The 14,920-nt window shown below is 67.6% G+C and carries 18 protein-coding genes; 12 read left to right on the top strand and 6 right to left on the bottom strand.

Features of this window, described 5'->3' with window-relative positions; genetic code table 11:
• Positions 1-28 precede the first annotated feature (28 nt).
• The 5 genes from AC1RR5_RS11970 to AC1RR5_RS11950 all read left to right on the top strand — a co-directional run bounded on the left by AC1RR5_RS11970 (position 29) and on the right by AC1RR5_RS11950 (position 3,998).
• Positions 29-589, top strand: coding sequence for a DUF1285 domain-containing protein (locus AC1RR5_RS11970; RefSeq protein WP_492921801.1), 561 nt, complete (start codon positions 29-31; stop codon positions 587-589).
• A complete protein-coding gene (locus tag AC1RR5_RS11965; protein ID WP_492921799.1) occupies positions 586-1,245 on the top strand; it encodes a CoA pyrophosphatase in 660 nt (219 codons plus the stop codon). Before AC1RR5_RS11970 ends, AC1RR5_RS11965 begins: the two co-directional genes overlap by 4 nt.
• A gap of 83 nt (positions 1,246-1,328) precedes the next feature.
• Positions 1,329-2,582: a CCA tRNA nucleotidyltransferase gene (locus AC1RR5_RS11960; RefSeq protein WP_492921797.1), complete on the top strand. Its 1,254-nt coding sequence runs from the start codon at positions 1,329-1,331 to the stop codon at positions 2,580-2,582.
• 23 nt (positions 2,583-2,605) lie between these two features.
• Positions 2,606-3,310 (top strand): glutamine amidotransferase-related protein, encoded by a 705-nt coding sequence (locus tag AC1RR5_RS11955; RefSeq protein ID WP_492921796.1) that lies wholly within the window; start codon positions 2,606-2,608, stop codon positions 3,308-3,310.
• 40 nt (positions 3,311-3,350) lie between these two features.
• Entirely contained in the window at positions 3,351-3,998 is a 648-nt protein-coding gene (locus tag AC1RR5_RS11950; protein ID WP_492921794.1) for an Isoquinoline 1-oxidoreductase subunit, read from the top strand.
• Positions 3,999-4,672: 674 nt separating this feature from the next.
• Here AC1RR5_RS11950 and hemF read toward each other — a convergent pair.
• Positions 4,673-5,545: an oxygen-dependent coproporphyrinogen oxidase gene (gene hemF / locus AC1RR5_RS11945; RefSeq protein WP_492921793.1), complete on the bottom strand. Its 873-nt coding sequence runs from the start codon at positions 5,543-5,545 to the stop codon at positions 4,673-4,675.
• A gap of 202 nt (positions 5,546-5,747) precedes the next feature.
• Between hemF and AC1RR5_RS11940 the strand changes: the two genes are divergently transcribed.
• Both AC1RR5_RS11940 and AC1RR5_RS11935 read left to right on the top strand, forming a co-directional pair.
• Positions 5,748-5,996 carry a DUF6289 family protein gene (locus tag AC1RR5_RS11940; protein WP_492921791.1) on the top strand — a complete coding sequence of 83 codons (249 nt, stop codon included), beginning with the start codon at positions 5,748-5,750 and terminating at the stop codon, positions 5,994-5,996.
• An 80-nt stretch (positions 5,997-6,076) separates the two neighbouring features.
• Positions 6,077-7,372, top strand: a complete 1,296-nt coding sequence (locus AC1RR5_RS11935) for an acetyl-CoA C-acyltransferase (RefSeq protein WP_492921790.1) — start codon at positions 6,077-6,079, stop codon at positions 7,370-7,372.
• Here AC1RR5_RS11935 and AC1RR5_RS11930 read toward each other — a convergent pair.
• Entirely contained in the window at positions 7,369-7,434 is a 66-nt protein-coding gene (locus AC1RR5_RS11930) for a hypothetical protein (protein ID WP_125155815.1), read from the bottom strand. The two genes, AC1RR5_RS11935 and AC1RR5_RS11930, sit on opposite strands and share 4 nt — an antisense overlap.
• A 71-nt stretch (positions 7,435-7,505) precedes the next feature.
• On the opposite strand from AC1RR5_RS11930, the gene AC1RR5_RS11925 reads away from it, so the two are divergent.
• The gene (locus AC1RR5_RS11925) at positions 7,506-7,808 is read left to right on the top strand and encodes a helix-turn-helix domain-containing protein (RefSeq protein ID WP_492921789.1); all 303 of its coding nucleotides are present in this window, start codon (positions 7,506-7,508) and stop codon (positions 7,806-7,808) included.
• Here AC1RR5_RS11925 and AC1RR5_RS11920 read toward each other — a convergent pair.
• Complete coding sequence (locus tag AC1RR5_RS11920) at positions 7,805-8,134, bottom strand: hypothetical protein (RefSeq protein ID WP_492921788.1); 330 nt, start codon at positions 8,132-8,134, stop codon at positions 7,805-7,807. The genes AC1RR5_RS11925 and AC1RR5_RS11920 overlap by 4 nt on opposite strands.
• Before the next feature lie 65 nt (positions 8,135-8,199).
• Positions 8,200-8,850 carry a polyhydroxyalkanoate synthesis repressor PhaR gene (gene phaR, locus AC1RR5_RS11915; RefSeq protein WP_492921787.1) on the bottom strand — a complete coding sequence of 217 codons (651 nt, stop codon included), beginning with the start codon at positions 8,848-8,850 and terminating at the stop codon, positions 8,200-8,202.
• Positions 8,851-9,068: 218 nt separating this feature from the next.
• Between phaR and AC1RR5_RS11910 the strand changes: the two genes are divergently transcribed.
• From AC1RR5_RS11910 to AC1RR5_RS11895, 4 genes are all read left to right on the top strand, one after another.
• A complete protein-coding gene (locus tag AC1RR5_RS11910; RefSeq protein WP_492921785.1) occupies positions 9,069-10,244 on the top strand; it encodes an acetyl-CoA C-acetyltransferase in 1,176 nt (391 codons plus the stop codon).
• A 102-nt stretch (positions 10,245-10,346) separates the two neighbouring features.
• A complete protein-coding gene (locus tag AC1RR5_RS11905; protein ID WP_492921783.1) occupies positions 10,347-11,069 on the top strand; it encodes a beta-ketoacyl-ACP reductase in 723 nt (240 codons plus the stop codon).
• Between the two features lie 133 nt (positions 11,070-11,202).
• Positions 11,203-11,985, top strand: a complete 783-nt coding sequence (locus AC1RR5_RS11900) for a DUF4908 domain-containing protein (protein WP_492921781.1) — start codon at positions 11,203-11,205, stop codon at positions 11,983-11,985.
• Between the two features lie 236 nt (positions 11,986-12,221).
• Positions 12,222-13,211, top strand: coding sequence for a LacI family DNA-binding transcriptional regulator (locus tag AC1RR5_RS11895; RefSeq protein ID WP_492922099.1), 990 nt, complete (start codon positions 12,222-12,224; stop codon positions 13,209-13,211).
• Here the strand turns inward: AC1RR5_RS11895 and AC1RR5_RS11890 are convergent.
• The gene (locus tag AC1RR5_RS11890) at positions 13,208-14,371 is read right to left on the bottom strand and encodes an MFS transporter (protein WP_492921780.1); all 1,164 of its coding nucleotides are present in this window, start codon (positions 14,369-14,371) and stop codon (positions 13,208-13,210) included. The two genes, AC1RR5_RS11895 and AC1RR5_RS11890, sit on opposite strands and share 4 nt — an antisense overlap.
• 9 nt (positions 14,372-14,380) lie before the next feature.
• Positions 14,381-14,821 (bottom strand): hypothetical protein, encoded by a 441-nt coding sequence (locus AC1RR5_RS11885; RefSeq protein WP_492921778.1) that lies wholly within the window; start codon positions 14,819-14,821, stop codon positions 14,381-14,383.
• Between the last annotated feature and the right edge of the window lie 99 nt (positions 14,822-14,920).

The following is a 14,920-nucleotide window of genomic DNA, read 5'->3' as shown; positions in this document are numbered from 1 at the left end:
CGGGCCGGTACGGCCTAACTGATCAGTGATGACCGACACACCGAAGCCCGGCTTGGAAGGTGTCGCGCAGGCTGCGAAGGCGGCCGGCGCGCGCGGCCTGCCGCCGGTGCATCTGTGGAACCCGCCCCACTGCGGCGAGATCGACATCCGCATCCGCAAGGACGGGGTCTGGTTCCACGAGGGCACGCCGATCGGCCGCGAGGCCCTGGTGCGGCTGTTCTCGACCGTGCTGCGTCTCGATCCGGACGGCTACCACCTGGTCACGCCGGTCGAGAAGATGAAGATCACGGTCGAGGACGCGCCGTTCATCGCCACGCGGGTCGACCGTGAAGGGGAGGCGCTGATCTTCCAGACCAATGTCGGCGACACGGTCGAGGCCGGACCCGACAACGCCATCCGGGTCGAGATCGATGCGGCGACCGGCGAGCCGCGTCCCTACGTCCACGTCCGTCGCGGCCTGGAGGCCCTGATCGCCCGCCCGGTGTTCTACGAGCTGGCCGAGATGGCTGGCCTCGAAGGTGACACCTGGGGCGTGAGCTCGAATGGCGCCTTCTTCCCGATCGCCCCGCCCGGATCGGCGCCGGCATGACCGTTGCAGAACGTCGCGCCTGGATCATGAGCCGGCTGCATCCGATCGCGGACTATGATCCCAGCCTGGCCAACCCCATGCGGTCCGACTACGACCTCAATCCGGGCCTGAAGGTCGACAATCCGCACGCCCTGCGCCCCGCCGCGGTGCTTGTGGGTCTGATCGAGCATGAGGAGGGCCTGACGGTGCTCCTGACCCGCCGGTCCGACACCATGCGCAGCCACACCGGCCAGATCGCCTTCCCCGGCGGTCGTTGCGACCCCGGCGAGCTGCCGTGGGAGACGGCCCTGCGCGAGGCCCAGGAAGAGGTGGCGTTGGACCCGGCGTTCGTGTCGCTGGCCGGCCTGCTGCACGGCTACCAGACGGTGACCGGCTTCTACGTGACGCCGGTGGTCGGCTTCGTCGATCCCAAGGCGACCTTCGTGCCGAGCCCGGAGGAGGTGGCCGACGTCTTCGAGACGCCGTTCGAGTTCCTGATGGATCCGGCCAACCACCAGCGCCAGCATCGCGAGGCGCCGGACGGCGCGCGCCGCCACTTTTACGCCATGCCGTGGAACGATCGGTTCATCTGGGGCGCGACGGCGGGCATGCTTCGGTCGTTGTACGAGGCGCTTTACGACGAAAGCGGTCGTCACCCCTCCGAACAGGGTGTTTGACGGCTGGCGGAGTCGGGGTCTGCTGACCTAACAATGTCGCCCCTCCGGAAGGAGGACCTAACGCATGAGTGGGAGTCAGGCGTTTGAACACTGAGACCATCGGCCCCGCGCCGTGGATGACCTCGCCGGAGACGAAGGCGGTGATCGCCGCCCTGGAGGCGCGCGGCTATCCGGGCTGCGCGCGGTTCGTCGGCGGCTGCGTGCGCAACACCATCATGGGCAAGCCGGTCGATGACATCGACATCGCCACGACCCTGACGCCCGACCTCGTGATCGACGCCCTGGAGCAGGCGGGCCTGCGGGCCATTCCGACCGGCGTCGACCACGGCACGATCACGGCCCTGTCGGGCGGCCAGCCCTACGAGATCACCACCCTGCGCAAGGACGTCTCGACCGACGGCCGCCGGGCGGTGGTGGCCTTCACCCAGGACTGGGGCCAGGACGCCGAGCGCCGCGACTTCCGCTTCAACGCCATCTATGCCGACGTCGAGGGTCATCTGTTCGACCCGACCGGCCATGGCATCGCCGACGCCCGCGAAGGCCGGGTGGTGTTCGTCGGCGATCCGATGACCAGGATCCGCGAGGACTATCTGCGGATCCTGCGCTTCTTCCGGTTCCAGGCTTGGTACGGCAAGGGCGAGGCCGACCAGAAGGGCCTGGCCGCCTGCAAGGCGCTGAAGGGCATGGTCTCGGGCCGCGCCGCCGAGCGCACCCAGAAGGAGCTGATGAAGATGCTGGCCGCGGAAGATCCGCGTCCGGCCTTCCGCCTGATGGCCGCCACGGCGGTGCTGGGTTCGATCCTGCCGTCGGTGAAGTCGCTGGCCCGCTTCGAGGCCCTGGTCGCCATCGAGACCGAGCAACTGTTCGAGAACGATCCCGACCTGCGCCTGGCCGCGCTGATCCCGGACGACGCCAAGGTCGCCGAGCAGGTGGCCGAGCGCCTGCGCCTGCCCAACAATGTCCGCGATCGCCTCGTCGACGCCGTGGGCAAGAACCCCCGCGTCGTCTCGTGGATGAGCCCGCGCGAGGCCCGCCGCGCCGTCTACGGCCTGGGCGTGCGGGCATTCAGTGACCGGATCAAGCTGGCCTGGGCCGGCTCGGGCCGCGACTCCACGGCCCCGCAATGGCGCGCCCTGCTCGCCCTGGCCGAGACCTGGACCCCGCCGACCTTCCCGCTGTCGGGCGACGAGATCATGAAGGCCGGCGTGCCCAAAGGACCCCTTGTTGGGGAAGTGATGCGCGAGATCGAGATCTGGTGGATCGACCAGGACTTCATCGAGGACAAGTTCAGCGCTATCGAGCGTCTGAAGGCCGTGGCGCAAGGCATGGTCTACTAGGTTCAAGAGTTCGGAGGGGTGTCTTGAAGATCGGCCTGCTCGAGACCGGCAATCCGCCGGGCGACCTCGCGGAGACCTATGGCAGCTATTCGGCGATGTTCGAGGCGCTGCTGGGGCCCGAGCACAGCTACCGCGTCTATGACGTCCAGAAGGGCGAGCTGCCCGCCGATCCGGCCGAGAACGACGCCTATGTCATCACCGGCTCGGCGGCCGGGGTCTATGACCCGCTGCCTTGGATCGAGCCGCTGAAGGCCTTCCTGCTGGAGGCCAAGGGCGAGCAGCCGCTGGTTGGGGTGTGCTTTGGCCACCAGATCATGGCCGAGGCGTTCGGCGGCAAGGTCATCAAGGTCGACAAGGGCTGGGGCGTGGGCCTGCAAGCCTATGAGGTCGAGGCGCGCGAGCCGTGGATGGACGACGCCCACCACGTGTCGGTGCCCGCCTCGCACCAGGACCAAGTGGTCGAGCTGCCGGAGGGCGCACGGGTGCTGGCCGGTAGCGCCTTCACCCCCTACGGCATCCTGGCGTACGACGACGCCAAGGCGATCTCGATGCAGTTCCACCCGGAATTCTCGCCGGCCTATGCCACGGCGCTGATCGAGGCGCGGCGCGGGACCCGCTTTACCGACGAGCAGGCCGACGCGGCGATCGCCAGCCTGGGCGCCGACAACGACCGCACCCGGATGGCCGAGTGGATCGGCCGATTCCTGGCCCAGGAAACTCAAGGATAAGCTGGAGCGTTTCCATCCGGACCCTTCCGGAGGAACGCTGATGCGCGCCGCTACTGTCGTCATTCTGGCCGGGGCGCTGGCTGTCGCCGGCGCCGTCGCTGCCGGCGTCCAGGCCGCGCCCGAAACGGCGGCCAAGCCCGCGCCGGTCGTGCTGAAGACCGCCGCCAGCTTCCAGTCGATCAAGGATCCGGCCGCGCGCTCGGTCGCCCTGTTCCAGGAAGCGGGCAAGGTGATCCAGAGCCCGCGTTGCCTGAACTGCCACCCGGTCCAGCGCGCCCCGACCCAGGGCGACGACCTGCATCCGCACAATCCGCCGATGGTGGCCGGCGACAGCGGTCACGGCCCTGCCGGCCTGGCCTGCTTCTCGTGCCACGGCCAGAAGAACGTCCCGACCTGGGGTCAGGACATCAAGAGCATCCCGGGCGATCCGAAGTGGGCCCTGGCCCCGGCCGAGATGGCCTGGCAGGGCAAGTCGCTGGGCCAGATCTGCGCCCAGATCAAGAATCCGGCGACCAACGGCGGCAAGTCGATGACAGAGCTGCACCACCACATGGCGCAGGATCATCTGGTCGGCTGGGCCTGGAACCCCGGCGCCGGACGTCTTCCCGCGCCCGGGACGCAGGCGCAGTTCGGCGAGCTGATCAAAGCGTGGATCGACACGGGGGCCAAGTGCCCGAAGGCGGTTTGAGGTTTTCCTTCTCCCCTTGAGGGAAAAGGTGTCAGCGAAGCTGACGGATGAGGGGTTGAAAGGCCTGTCCGGAGAGCGGAGCGCGACCCCCTCACCCGACCGCCTTCGGCGGCCACCCTCTCCCGCAGGGGGAGAGGGAACTTATGAGCGTCAGCCGCCTCTGTCCTCGGAGTTTGCGAGGCCGAACGCAGCAAAATCAATCGCTTGTCGATTTTACGCGCCGCTGAATGATCCGCGTTCAAAACCGCCGCAATACTGACTGCACCCGATGGCTTGGAAGGGACGTCCGGCCGGCGATCGTGACGGCTGTCGGGGGTGGTCGAGCGGGTAGCGCTCGTCGGCGCGGGATAACACCCGCAACTTCGTCCATCTGGCGGTAGTCGACCCTGGAACACAGAAACGACGTTGGACGAAGGCTGATGAGAGCGACAGGTCCGGGCTGAAATCGCCTGGGCATTCCGGACGGGATGGCCAATCCCTCCGCCCGTCGAAGGCCTCTTCCGGAGCGGGTTAAGACCCCGCGCTCCGGAGGCTTTCGGATAACGGCTGCGCGGAGCGCTCTGGCTTCGTCGAAACGGTATTCACTGCTCAACACTCCGGACGCTGTCCGGCGCTCCGCATCCCTTTCTACCCCCTCGCAGCCGGATGGCGCGAGGATGCGGAGGCGCGTTCTCCTACGGCCACTTCACCGTCGGCGGCATCGAGCTGAGGATCGACTCGACATTGCCGCCGGTCTTCAGGCCGAACATCGTGCCGCGGTCGTAGAGCAGGTTGAACTCGACATAGCGGCCGCGTTGGACCAGCTGCTGCTCGCGCTCGTCGGCGGTCCAGGCCTCGCTCATCCGGCGACGGACCAGGTCGGGATAGATCTCCAGGAACGCCCGGCCGACGTCCTGGGTGAACGCGAAATCGCGCTCCCAGTCGCCGCTGTCGTGATGGTCGTAGAAGATGCCGCCGATGCCGCGCGGTTCGTTGCGGTGGGGCAGGAAGAAGTACTCGTCGCACCAGGCCTTGTACTTGGCGTGCCAGGTCGGATCGTACTTGTCGCAGGCCCGCTGATAGGCGGCGTGGAAGTCGATGGCGTCCGGGAACTCCTGCTGGCGCTGATAGCCGAGCAGGGGTGTCAGGTCGCCGCCGCCGCCGAACCAGCTCTTGGTCGTGGCGATGAAGCGGGTGTTCATGTGCACGGCCGGCACGCGCGGGCTGACCATGTGGGCGATCAGGCTGATGCCGGTCGCGTAGAACCGGGGATCCTCGGTCGCGCCGGGCATGTTTTTCGCCATCTCGGGCGTGAAGGTCCCGTGCACCGTCGAGACGTGGACGCCGACCTTCTCGAACAGGCGGCCATGCATCATGCTCATGACGCCGCCGCCGCCCGCCGCGCGGTCCCAGGGCTTCTTCTCGAAGCGGCCGGGTTCGCCGGGATAGAGGTCCGCCGGGGCCTCGTCCTCGAGCTGTTCGAACGCGGCGCAGATCTGGTCGCGCAGGCTTTCGAACCACGCCTTGGCGCGGGCCTTCTTGGTTTCGAGGTCTTGATCGGTGCTCATGTCGTCGGATTAAGCCGCTCGGCGTCGCTGCGCAAATAGGGCGCCGCGCCTAAGGGACGGTCCGGAGCCGAAACTTGCGATAGCGCATGGCGGCAGGGAGGCGGCCCGCTGCTTTCCTGTGAGTGAAATATAGATTCTAGATTGTCTCAAGCAAAATACACCTTCCAATTGTTTTGCGCATTCGCGCGACATGGAGGGTTGGATGAAATTGAAGACCATCATGAAGGCAGCGGCCGCCGGCGCGCTGCTGGTGCTGAGCCTGTCGCTGCCCGCCTCGGCGGCGCTGAAGAACGGCTGGGACCGGATCTACTATTCCGACGCGTCGCACACCGAGGAAGTCGGGGAGCGCACGCTGTACTGCTCGGGCGACCAGCATCAATGGTGGGGAACGACCACGCCCTATTTCGAGCAGAACCTGTTCGAGTGCACTTTCCCGCCGGAATGGCCCTGAGCCGAGGGGGCGGCGGGAGCGTTCAAGACTTCGGCCGAATCCTCCCCATATGGTGAGGGTTGCCTAGCTGGAGTTCGCCCGTGCCCGCCGCTTCCAAATCCACTGATGTCTGGATCGCCTCGGGCGTCCGCACCCCCTTCGCCAAGGTCGACGGGCCGCTGGCCTCGTACGACGCGATCGAGCTGTCCGTGCCGGTCGTGAAGGCCATGCTGGCGCCAGATGGGAAGGGGGGAGGCGCCAGGCCCGACTTCGCGGTCTGGGGCACGGTCATTCCGAACCTGACCTGGAGCAACCTGGCGCGCGAGGTGCTGCTGGACGCCGGGGCCGACCCGACCATTCCGGCCTTCTCGACGATCATGGCCTGTTCGACCAGCATGATCGGCGCGATCGAGGCGGCGGGCATGGTCGACGGACGCGGCCGTGACTTGGCCCTCGTCGGCGGCGTCGAGAGCATGAGCCGGGTGCAGATCGGCCTGTCGGTCGCCCTGTCGGACTGGATCCGCAAGTTCCAGGGCGCCAAGACCGGCGGGCAACGCCTGCAGGCGCTGGGCGCGCTGAACCTGAAGGACGTCAAGCTCTTCATCCCCAAGGTCGCCAACCGGGTTACGGGCCTGTCGATGGGCGAGCACACCGAGATCACCGCCAAGGAATGGAACCTGTCGCGCGCCGACCAGGACGCCCACGCACTGGCCAGCCACCAGGGCGCGGTGAAGGGCTGGGAGGAAGGCTTCTTCGACGATCTGGTCATTCCGATCGGCGGCGCCAAGCGCGACACCATCCCGCGCAAGGACTCGACGCTGGAGAAGTTGGCCAAGCTGGGTCCCGCCTTCGACAAGACCAGCGGCAAGGGCACGCTGACGGCCGGCAATTCCTCGCCCCTGACCGACGGGGCGGCGGCGATCTGGGTCGGGTCCGAGGCCGGCATGGCCCGCCTGCCGGGCGAGACGCCCAAGGTGAAGATCGTCGACTACGAGGTCACCTCGATCGACCTGCGCCACGAGGGCCTGCTGATGGCGCCGGCCTATGGCGTGCCGCGCATGCTGGCGCGCAACGGCATGACCTATGCCGACGTCGGGCTATGGGAGATCCACGAGGCCTTCGCGGCCCAGGTGCTGTCGCACATCGCCGCCTGGGAGAGCCCCAAGTTCCTGGCCGACAAGGCCGGAGTCACGTCGGCGTTGGGCGCGTTCCCGCGCGAGCGGATGAACCCGAACGGCGGGTCCCTGGCGCTGGGCCACCCGTTCGGGGCCACGGGCGCGCGGATCCTCAGCCAGGCGGTGAAGGAGCTGGCGGCCCGTCCGAAGGGCGAGCGCGCCATCGTCAGCATCTGCGCTGACGGTGGTCAGGGCACGATGATGCTGCTCGAAAGCGCTTAAGTCAGGGCCGTGAAGATCAGGGCCACGACGGCGACGTCGAAGATGCGGATGGCGACGGACAGCATGGCGGGCTCGCGGTGTTGAATTCACCTTCGATTAAGCAAGACCGGCGCCAACCCGTCGGTTCCAGCTGATGGCGCTGTTCTTCGACGCGGCCTGGTACGACGAGCGGCTCGCCGAGCGCGGTCTGTCGCGCGTGGTCCTGGCCGCGGCGGCGGGCATGAGCGAGGCCGATCTGGCCCTGGCCTTCAAGGACCAGCGCGAGCTGTCGTTGCGGGAAGTGACTGTGTTCGCTGAACTTCTGGGCGTGACGCCGGCAGAGGCCGCGTCACGCGCGGGCGTGCGGCCGCCGCCCGTGAGCGAGGCTCAGCGCATCGCGGCGCTGGAGGCGCGGGTCGCCGCCCTGGAGGCCGAGCTGGCCCGCCTGAAAGGCTAGATGTTGGTTTTCTTCAGCAGGCCCGTTTGCGGACGGCGATCGGCGGGACCGGAATATTCTGTCCCGAGATAGGTCGATCTGGCCGTATCGAGCACTTCCTGCCCACCGCGCAGGCCACGCTTCTGGCCGGACTGGCCCATGACGTGTGCGGCGAACGTCGCGAAGCTGTCGCGGCGAGGCGGCGGCTCCTGACGCGGTGGGGGGGCGTCTTCCTCCACGACAAAGACGACCTCTTCTTCGCCCTCGGGACGTTGGCCATCGCGCGGCGCCGGCAAGGCGCGGCGTGCGGGACCAGGGCGTCGAAGAGGATCAATCGGGCCGTTCATACCCGAAATCGTAGAGCCAGGACGGTTAAGATCGCCTGGACTGACTTGGTTAAGACGGTGTGGGGTTAAGACTTGTTCGCCAGTTTCGCGAGTTGCTCCTGCATCGCTTCCATCTGGCGCTTCAACTCGGTCAGGGAGTCGTCGCTGGCCGGGGCGGCGGGCGCGGGCGCCGGCGGGGCTTCAGCCTGGGCGCCGCCGTCCTCGGGACGCACATAGGCGAATGGCGAGAACATCTTCATGGCCCGGTCGAACAGGGCCATGTTCTGGCGGATCTGCTCTTCGTAGACGCCCATGCCCGGGATCTTGCCGGGCGCCAGTCCCGCGAACTGGCCGCGCATGCGTTCCTGCTGCTTGGAGAAGCTCTCCAGCGACATTTCCAGGTACGACGGCAGGAAGGCCTGCATCGAGTTGCCGTAGAAGCCGATCAGCTGACGGAGGAACTGGATGGGCAGCAGGTTCTGGCCGCCGCCGCGGTTTTCTTCCTCGAAGATGATCTGGGTCAGGACCGAGCGAGTGATGTCGTCATTGGACTTCGCGTCATAGACCACGAAGTCGACGCCCTCTTTCACCATGTCCGACAGGTGTTCGAGGGTCACGTAGGACGAGGACGCCGTGTTGTAGAGGCGACGGTTGGCGTATTTCTTGATGATCACGCGCTGGCCGGCCGACTTTTCGGCGCCGGTGGTCGCTTCGCCTTTTTCCGGGTTCTCGGACATTTCGTTCCCTAGTCCAGAGGTTACATCCTCTTTCGCATCGCACTATCGCTAATGCAAAGGCATGGCGCCAGTGGTCTGATGACTTGGAGCTGTCGCGAAGGCGTGAAAATGTGCCCGTGACGCACGCGGCCGGATGTGCACTTTTGGCGCCGCGCTGCAAAAACGGTGACGCTGCAACCGCGAAGGCGCCACCTCTAGAACGTCACGGGAGCTATCCAATGAGCGACATCGTCATCGTCTCCGCCGCCCGCACCCCGGTCGGCTCGTTCAACGGGGCGCTGTCCAGCCTGCCCGCCTCCGAGCTCGGCAAGATCGCCATCGAGGCCGCCGTGTCCCGCGCCGGCATCACGCCCGCCGACGTCGACGAAGTGATCCTGGGCCAGGTGCTGCAGGCCGCCGCCGGCCAGGGCCCGGCCCGCCAGGCTTCGGTGAAGGCCGGCGTGCCGGTCGAGAGCCCGGCCTGGAGCCTGAACCAGCTGTGCGGCTCGGGCCTGCGCGCCGTGGCGCTGGGCGCCCAGCAGATCGCCGACGGCTCGGCCAACATCGTCGTCGCCGGCGGCCAGGAGAGCATGAGCCAGGCCCCCCACGCGCAGAACCTGCGCGGCGGCCAGAAGATGGGCGACCTGCAGTTCGTCGACACCATGATCAAGGACGGCCTGTGGGACGCCTTCCACGGCTACCACATGGGCCAGACGGCCGAGAACATCGCCACCCGCTGGCAGATCACCCGCGAGGACCAGGACGTCTTCGCCGTCGCCTCGCAGAATAAGGCCGAGGCGGCCCAGAAGGGCGGCAAGTTCGACGACGAGATCGTCCCGGTCACCATCAAGGGCCGCAAGGGCGACACCGTCGTCGACAAGGACGAGTTCATCCGCCACGGCGCGACGCTGGAAAGCGTCCAGGGCCTCAAGCCGGTGTTCAACAAGGAAGGCTCGGTCACCGCCGCCAACGCCTCAGGCCTCAATGACGGCGCCGCCGCCCTGGTGCTGATGAGCGCCGACGAAGCCGCCAAGCGCGGTCTCAAGCCCCTGGCGCGGATCGCCTCGTGGGCCAATGCGGGCGTCGATCCGGCGATCATGGGCACCGGCCCGATCCCGGCCTCGAAGAAGGCGCTGGAAAAGGCCGGCTGGTCGGTTTCGGACCTCGACCTGGTCGAGAGCAACGAAGCTTTCGCCGCCCAGTCGCTGTGCGTCGTCCGCGAGCTGGGCCTCGACCCGGCCAAGGTCAATGTCAACGGCGGCGCCATCGCCATCGGTCACCCGATCGGCGCCTCGGGCGCGCGGATCCTGACCACCCTGGTGCACGAGCTGAAGCGCTCGGGCGGCAAGAAGGGCCTGGCGACCCTGTGCGTTGGCGGGGGCATGGGCGTCGCCATGTGCATCGAAGCACTCTGAGACAAAAACGTCGCGCAACCTTAGCCGTGACCGCGCGCTTCCTCTTGCTGGGGCGCGCGGATCACGTGAACCATAAGAAAAATCGCGATCGGGAGAGATCAGATGACGAGAGTTGCGTTCGTGACCGGCGGCACCCGCGGTATCGGCCGGGCCATCTGTGAACGGCTGATCGCCGACGGCCACAAGGTGGCGGCGGGTTATTCGGGCAACGAGGAAGCGGCCGCGGCCTGCGCCAAGGACCTGGGCGTCATGGTGGTGAAGGGCAATGTCGGCTCGTTCGACGACTGCGCCGCCGCCGTGAAGAAGGTCGAGGCGGAACTCGGCCCGGTCGACATCCTGATCAACAACGCCGGCATCACCCGTGACGGCATGCTGCACAAGATGACCTACGAGCAGTGGTCGGACGTGATCCGGGTCAACATGGACTCGGCCTTCAACATGACCCGCCCGGTGATCGAGGGCATGCGCGATCGCGGTTGGGGCCGGATCGTCAATATCAGCTCGATCAACGGCCAGAAGGGCCAGATGGGCCAGACCAACTATTCGGCCGCCAAGGCCGGCCTGATCGGCTTCACCAAGGCCCTGGCGCTGGAGAACGCCAAGAAGGGCGTGACGGTCAACGTGATCTGCCCCGGCTATATCGACACCGAGATGGTGGCGGCGGTGCCGGAGAACGTCCTGGCCCAGATCATCGCCGGCATCCCGGTGGGACGTTTGGGCAAGGGCGAGGAGATCGCCGACATGGTCTCGTTCCTGTCGGGCGAGCGGGCCGGTTTCGTGACCGGCGCAACCCTCAGCCTGAACGGCGGCCAGTACATGGCCTGATCCGGGCCGAACGACCTTTCCCGAAGCCCGCACTTGACGCCGACTGTTGCGGTTTGGCCTCATGCGCGTGGCTTCGGGGTTTGGCCGTTAACACGTCCAAGATTCGCCCCAGTCGGCGGGCAGTACGGATCGCATGAAATTCTGTAAGGCGGAGCTAGGCGATTGGGGTGCGCGTGCATCCCTCACGATCGCGGCTCTGATGGTCATGGCGGCGTCAGCGAACGCCCAGCAGCTGCCGCACTCGTTGCGGGATGCTCTGCTCGGCCACAAGGGCCCGGCCGAGGCGCGCAGACTCACAGCCCCGCCCGTGGCCCGCTACGTCTCCGAATCCGGCGGCGGCTTCATCTTCGACCAGGCCGCGCCGCGCCCGCTGATGAAGTTCGACAACAGCGCCGAGGTCTGGGTGCTGTCGGCCCAACCCGCCTCGCGCGGCGACGTCATCTATCGCAACGACCTGGGCGAGCCCGTGCTGCGGGTGACCAAGCTGGGTGGCGTGATCCTGTTCACCGACGACGTGCCGATGGGCGCCGCGGCGGCGCTGTCGGGCCGGGCGACCTCGATCCAGCCGCCGTCGATCCTGTCGTTCAGCGTCTTCGTCCAGCGCGTGCGCATCGCCACCGCCCGCGCCAGCCGCGCGGCCCAGCGCGACATCGAGTTCTCGACCGTCGAGGATGTGCGGCCCGAGACCTCGGTCCTGGCCGCCGATTCCGCCACCGTCGTCGCCGAGGCCTTCGAGCGCATGGCCCGCAAGGGCGATCGCTCGGTGATCTCGCGCATCGTCCGAGTGCTGCTGGCCGAGGGCCACAAGCCCGCCGCCTCGCTGAAGGACGGCTCTCTCACCATCACCTATTCCCCCGACCAGGGCGTGGCCGGTCGGCCGTCGTCAAAGCGGATCATCAAGGTGATCAACCGCTGATCAACCGCCGGCGGGTATGGCTTTGCAAATCTTGCAAGCGTAACCATAAGCGCTCAGTCGCCGTTTACCGGCCTCGGATAGCAGTGTTCGCTGTTCTCGGCCTCCTGGCGCCGCTTACCGCGCACAACCGCGCGTAATGCGACGCCAGCGAGGCTTTTCGCGCGTACGCAAGGTTCTATTGTCGCCTCATGGATAGCCCCGATATCGCCGAGGCGCCCGAACGTGGCCGCCTGAAGATGGCTGACATCGCCCGCATGGCCGGGGTGTCGATCTCGACGGTGTCGCGCGCCCTGGCCGGCAATCCGCTGATCCCCAAGACCCTGCGCGACCAGATCGTCGAGATCGCCCAGACCCACGGCTATGTGGTCAACCAGTCGGCCCGGTCGCTGCGCCTGCGCAAGACCGACACCATCGGCGTCATCATCCCCCTGGCCCACGAGGCCGGGCAGCTGATCTCGGACCCGTTCTTCCTGGAGATGCTGGGCCGCCTGGCCGACGAGATCACCCGCCGCAACTACTCCGTCCTGCTGAACAAGGTGATCGTCACCGAAACCGGCTGGCTGGATCGCATCATCCAATCGCACCGCGCCGACGGCCTCGTCTTGATCGGCCAGAGCACCCAGCACGACGCGCTGAACGCCGTGGCCGACAACTACAAGCCGATGGTGGTCTGGGGCGCCCAGCTGCCGGGTCAGCGCTATTGCGCGGTGGGCAGCGACAATGTCGAGGGCGGCCGCCTGGCCGTCACCCACCTGGCCGCCGCCGGCCGCAAGCGCATCGCCTTCTTCGGCGCGGTCGACGCGCCCGAGGCCGCCCTGCGGTTCGAAGGTTACAAGCAGGGTCTGGCCGAGGCGGGCCTGCCGTTCGATCCGGCCCTGGTCGTTGCCACGCCCTATACGATGGAAGAAGCCCAGGAGGCCGCTAGCGCCTTCCTGGCGATGGACGTTCCGTTCGACGGGATCTTCGCCTTCTCGGACGTCATCGCCTTGGCGGCGGTCGGGGCGCTTCATCAGGCCGGCAGGACCGTACCCGGCGACGTAGCGGTGGTTGGCTTCGACGACATCGTCCTGGCCCGTCACAGCAATCCGCCCCTGACCACCGTGCGCCAGGACCTGGCGTTCGGCGCGCGGGCGATGGTCGACCTGCTGTTCCGCCGCATGGCCGGTGAGGACGCGGCCGGTGTCCTGGCGCCGGTCGAACTGGTGGTGCGCGGCAGCAGCGTCTAGGCGCGCGCCTTCGCGGCGTTGAAGACCAGCGCGCCGGCCAAAGCCAGCGCCATGCCGGTCGCCAGTACGAAGCCCACGCGCGGTCCGCCGAACGCGTCGCTGGCCGCGCCGATCGCCAGCGGCGATAAGACTGCCGACAAACACGTCACGAACAGGATGAAGCCCGCCGCCGCGCCGTGCCGCTGCGCCGGAAAGCCGCTGATCGCCCGCGAGTTCAGGGTCGGATAGAGCACCGACATGAACAGGCCCGACAGCGGCAGCAGGATCGCCGCTCCGCCCGCCAACGCGCCCGCGAAACAGGCCAGCACCGCGACGCCGCAGACGGCCAGGGTGCGCGCCCAGCCCAGGCGTTCCAGCGTCCAGGCGCCGGCGAAGCGTCCGACGGCACGCAGCACGAAGAAGGTTGATAGAGCCCAGGCGCCCGGCAGCAGGGTCTTGGCGCCCTCGTCCGCCAGCAGGGCGGGCATCCAGACATAGACGGCCGTCTCGACGCCGACATACAGGAAGACGCAGGCGCCATAGCCCAGGGCGCGGTGGTCGCGGGCGATGGCCAGGGTGGCGATCATGCCGGCTTGCTTGGGTTCGGCCGACGGCTTGGCGGCGGGAAACCGCACGACCAGGGCCAGCAGCAGCAGGCCCAGGGTCAGGGCGCCGGCCAGGCCGTAGAGCGCCGTCCACGGCAGATCCTCCGCCAGCAGCCGCGCCACGATCGGCGGGCCGGCGATGGCGCCGAGCGCGAAGAAGCCCTCGACGATGTTCATTTCGCGAACGTGCTGGGCCGGGGTGCGGGTCAGGTCGCCGATCAGGGCGATCGCACCCGTCTTGAAGACGCCGATGGCCACGCCGCTGACGAACAGCAAGGCCAGCAGCGGCGCGAGGCTGCGATTGAAGGCGATCAGGACGCTAGCGACGGCGAACAGCGCCAAGCCGATCAGCACCGTCGTCCGATGTCCGCGCCGGTCGGCCATGCCCCCCAGGAACAGGCCGGCCAGGGCGATGCCGGCCATGGTGGCGTATTGCAGGCCGCCGGCCTGGGTCAGGTTCAGGCCGTGCGCCCTGGCGACTTCCGGGATCAGCACGCCCACGACGTTGGTCGTCATGGCCGTGACCAGGAACATCAGCCAGGCAAGGCCCCGCAGGGCGCGGTCGGCGGTCGGCACGAGGGGGTCTTAGGCCGCCTCGACGCCGATCGTCTTCAGTTCCTTGAGGAAGCGGGTAAGGCTGACGTGCGAACGCTTAAGGCCGTGCAGGACCTCGGGGCGGGCCAGGGCGGCGGCGGGGACGATGAAGCCTTCACGGCCGACGCGTTGCGCCATGCCCTTTTCCAGCATCTCGACGAAGCGGCGGCGCACGGTCTCGTAGGGCAGGCCCAGGGAGTCGGCGACCTGGCGCACGGTCAGCGGACGACGCTCGTGGTCCGGTGGAATGTCATCGACATCGGCATAGACGCCGCCCCGGATGTGCGAGCAGTTGCCCGCCCACAGGGTGGTGAAAACCAGGGCGTACAGGAGGTCCGAACCGTGGACTTCGTTGGCGATTTCGACCCAGCGCAGGATGTAATCCGTCGCGTAGCGGGTGGCTGCGCGAGCGTTCATGTACTCTTCGGACATTGGTTACTTGGTTCCCCTGGGCCAGCGCTATAGCGCGACCAGAAAAGGATTGCATGGCTCACAGAACGACGCCATGCGACCAAGTTACCCACTATGGGG

This window comes from Caulobacter sp. GW821-FHT11E11, assembly GCF_058808315.1.
This window is presented reverse-complemented; position numbering and strand designations above follow the sequence as displayed.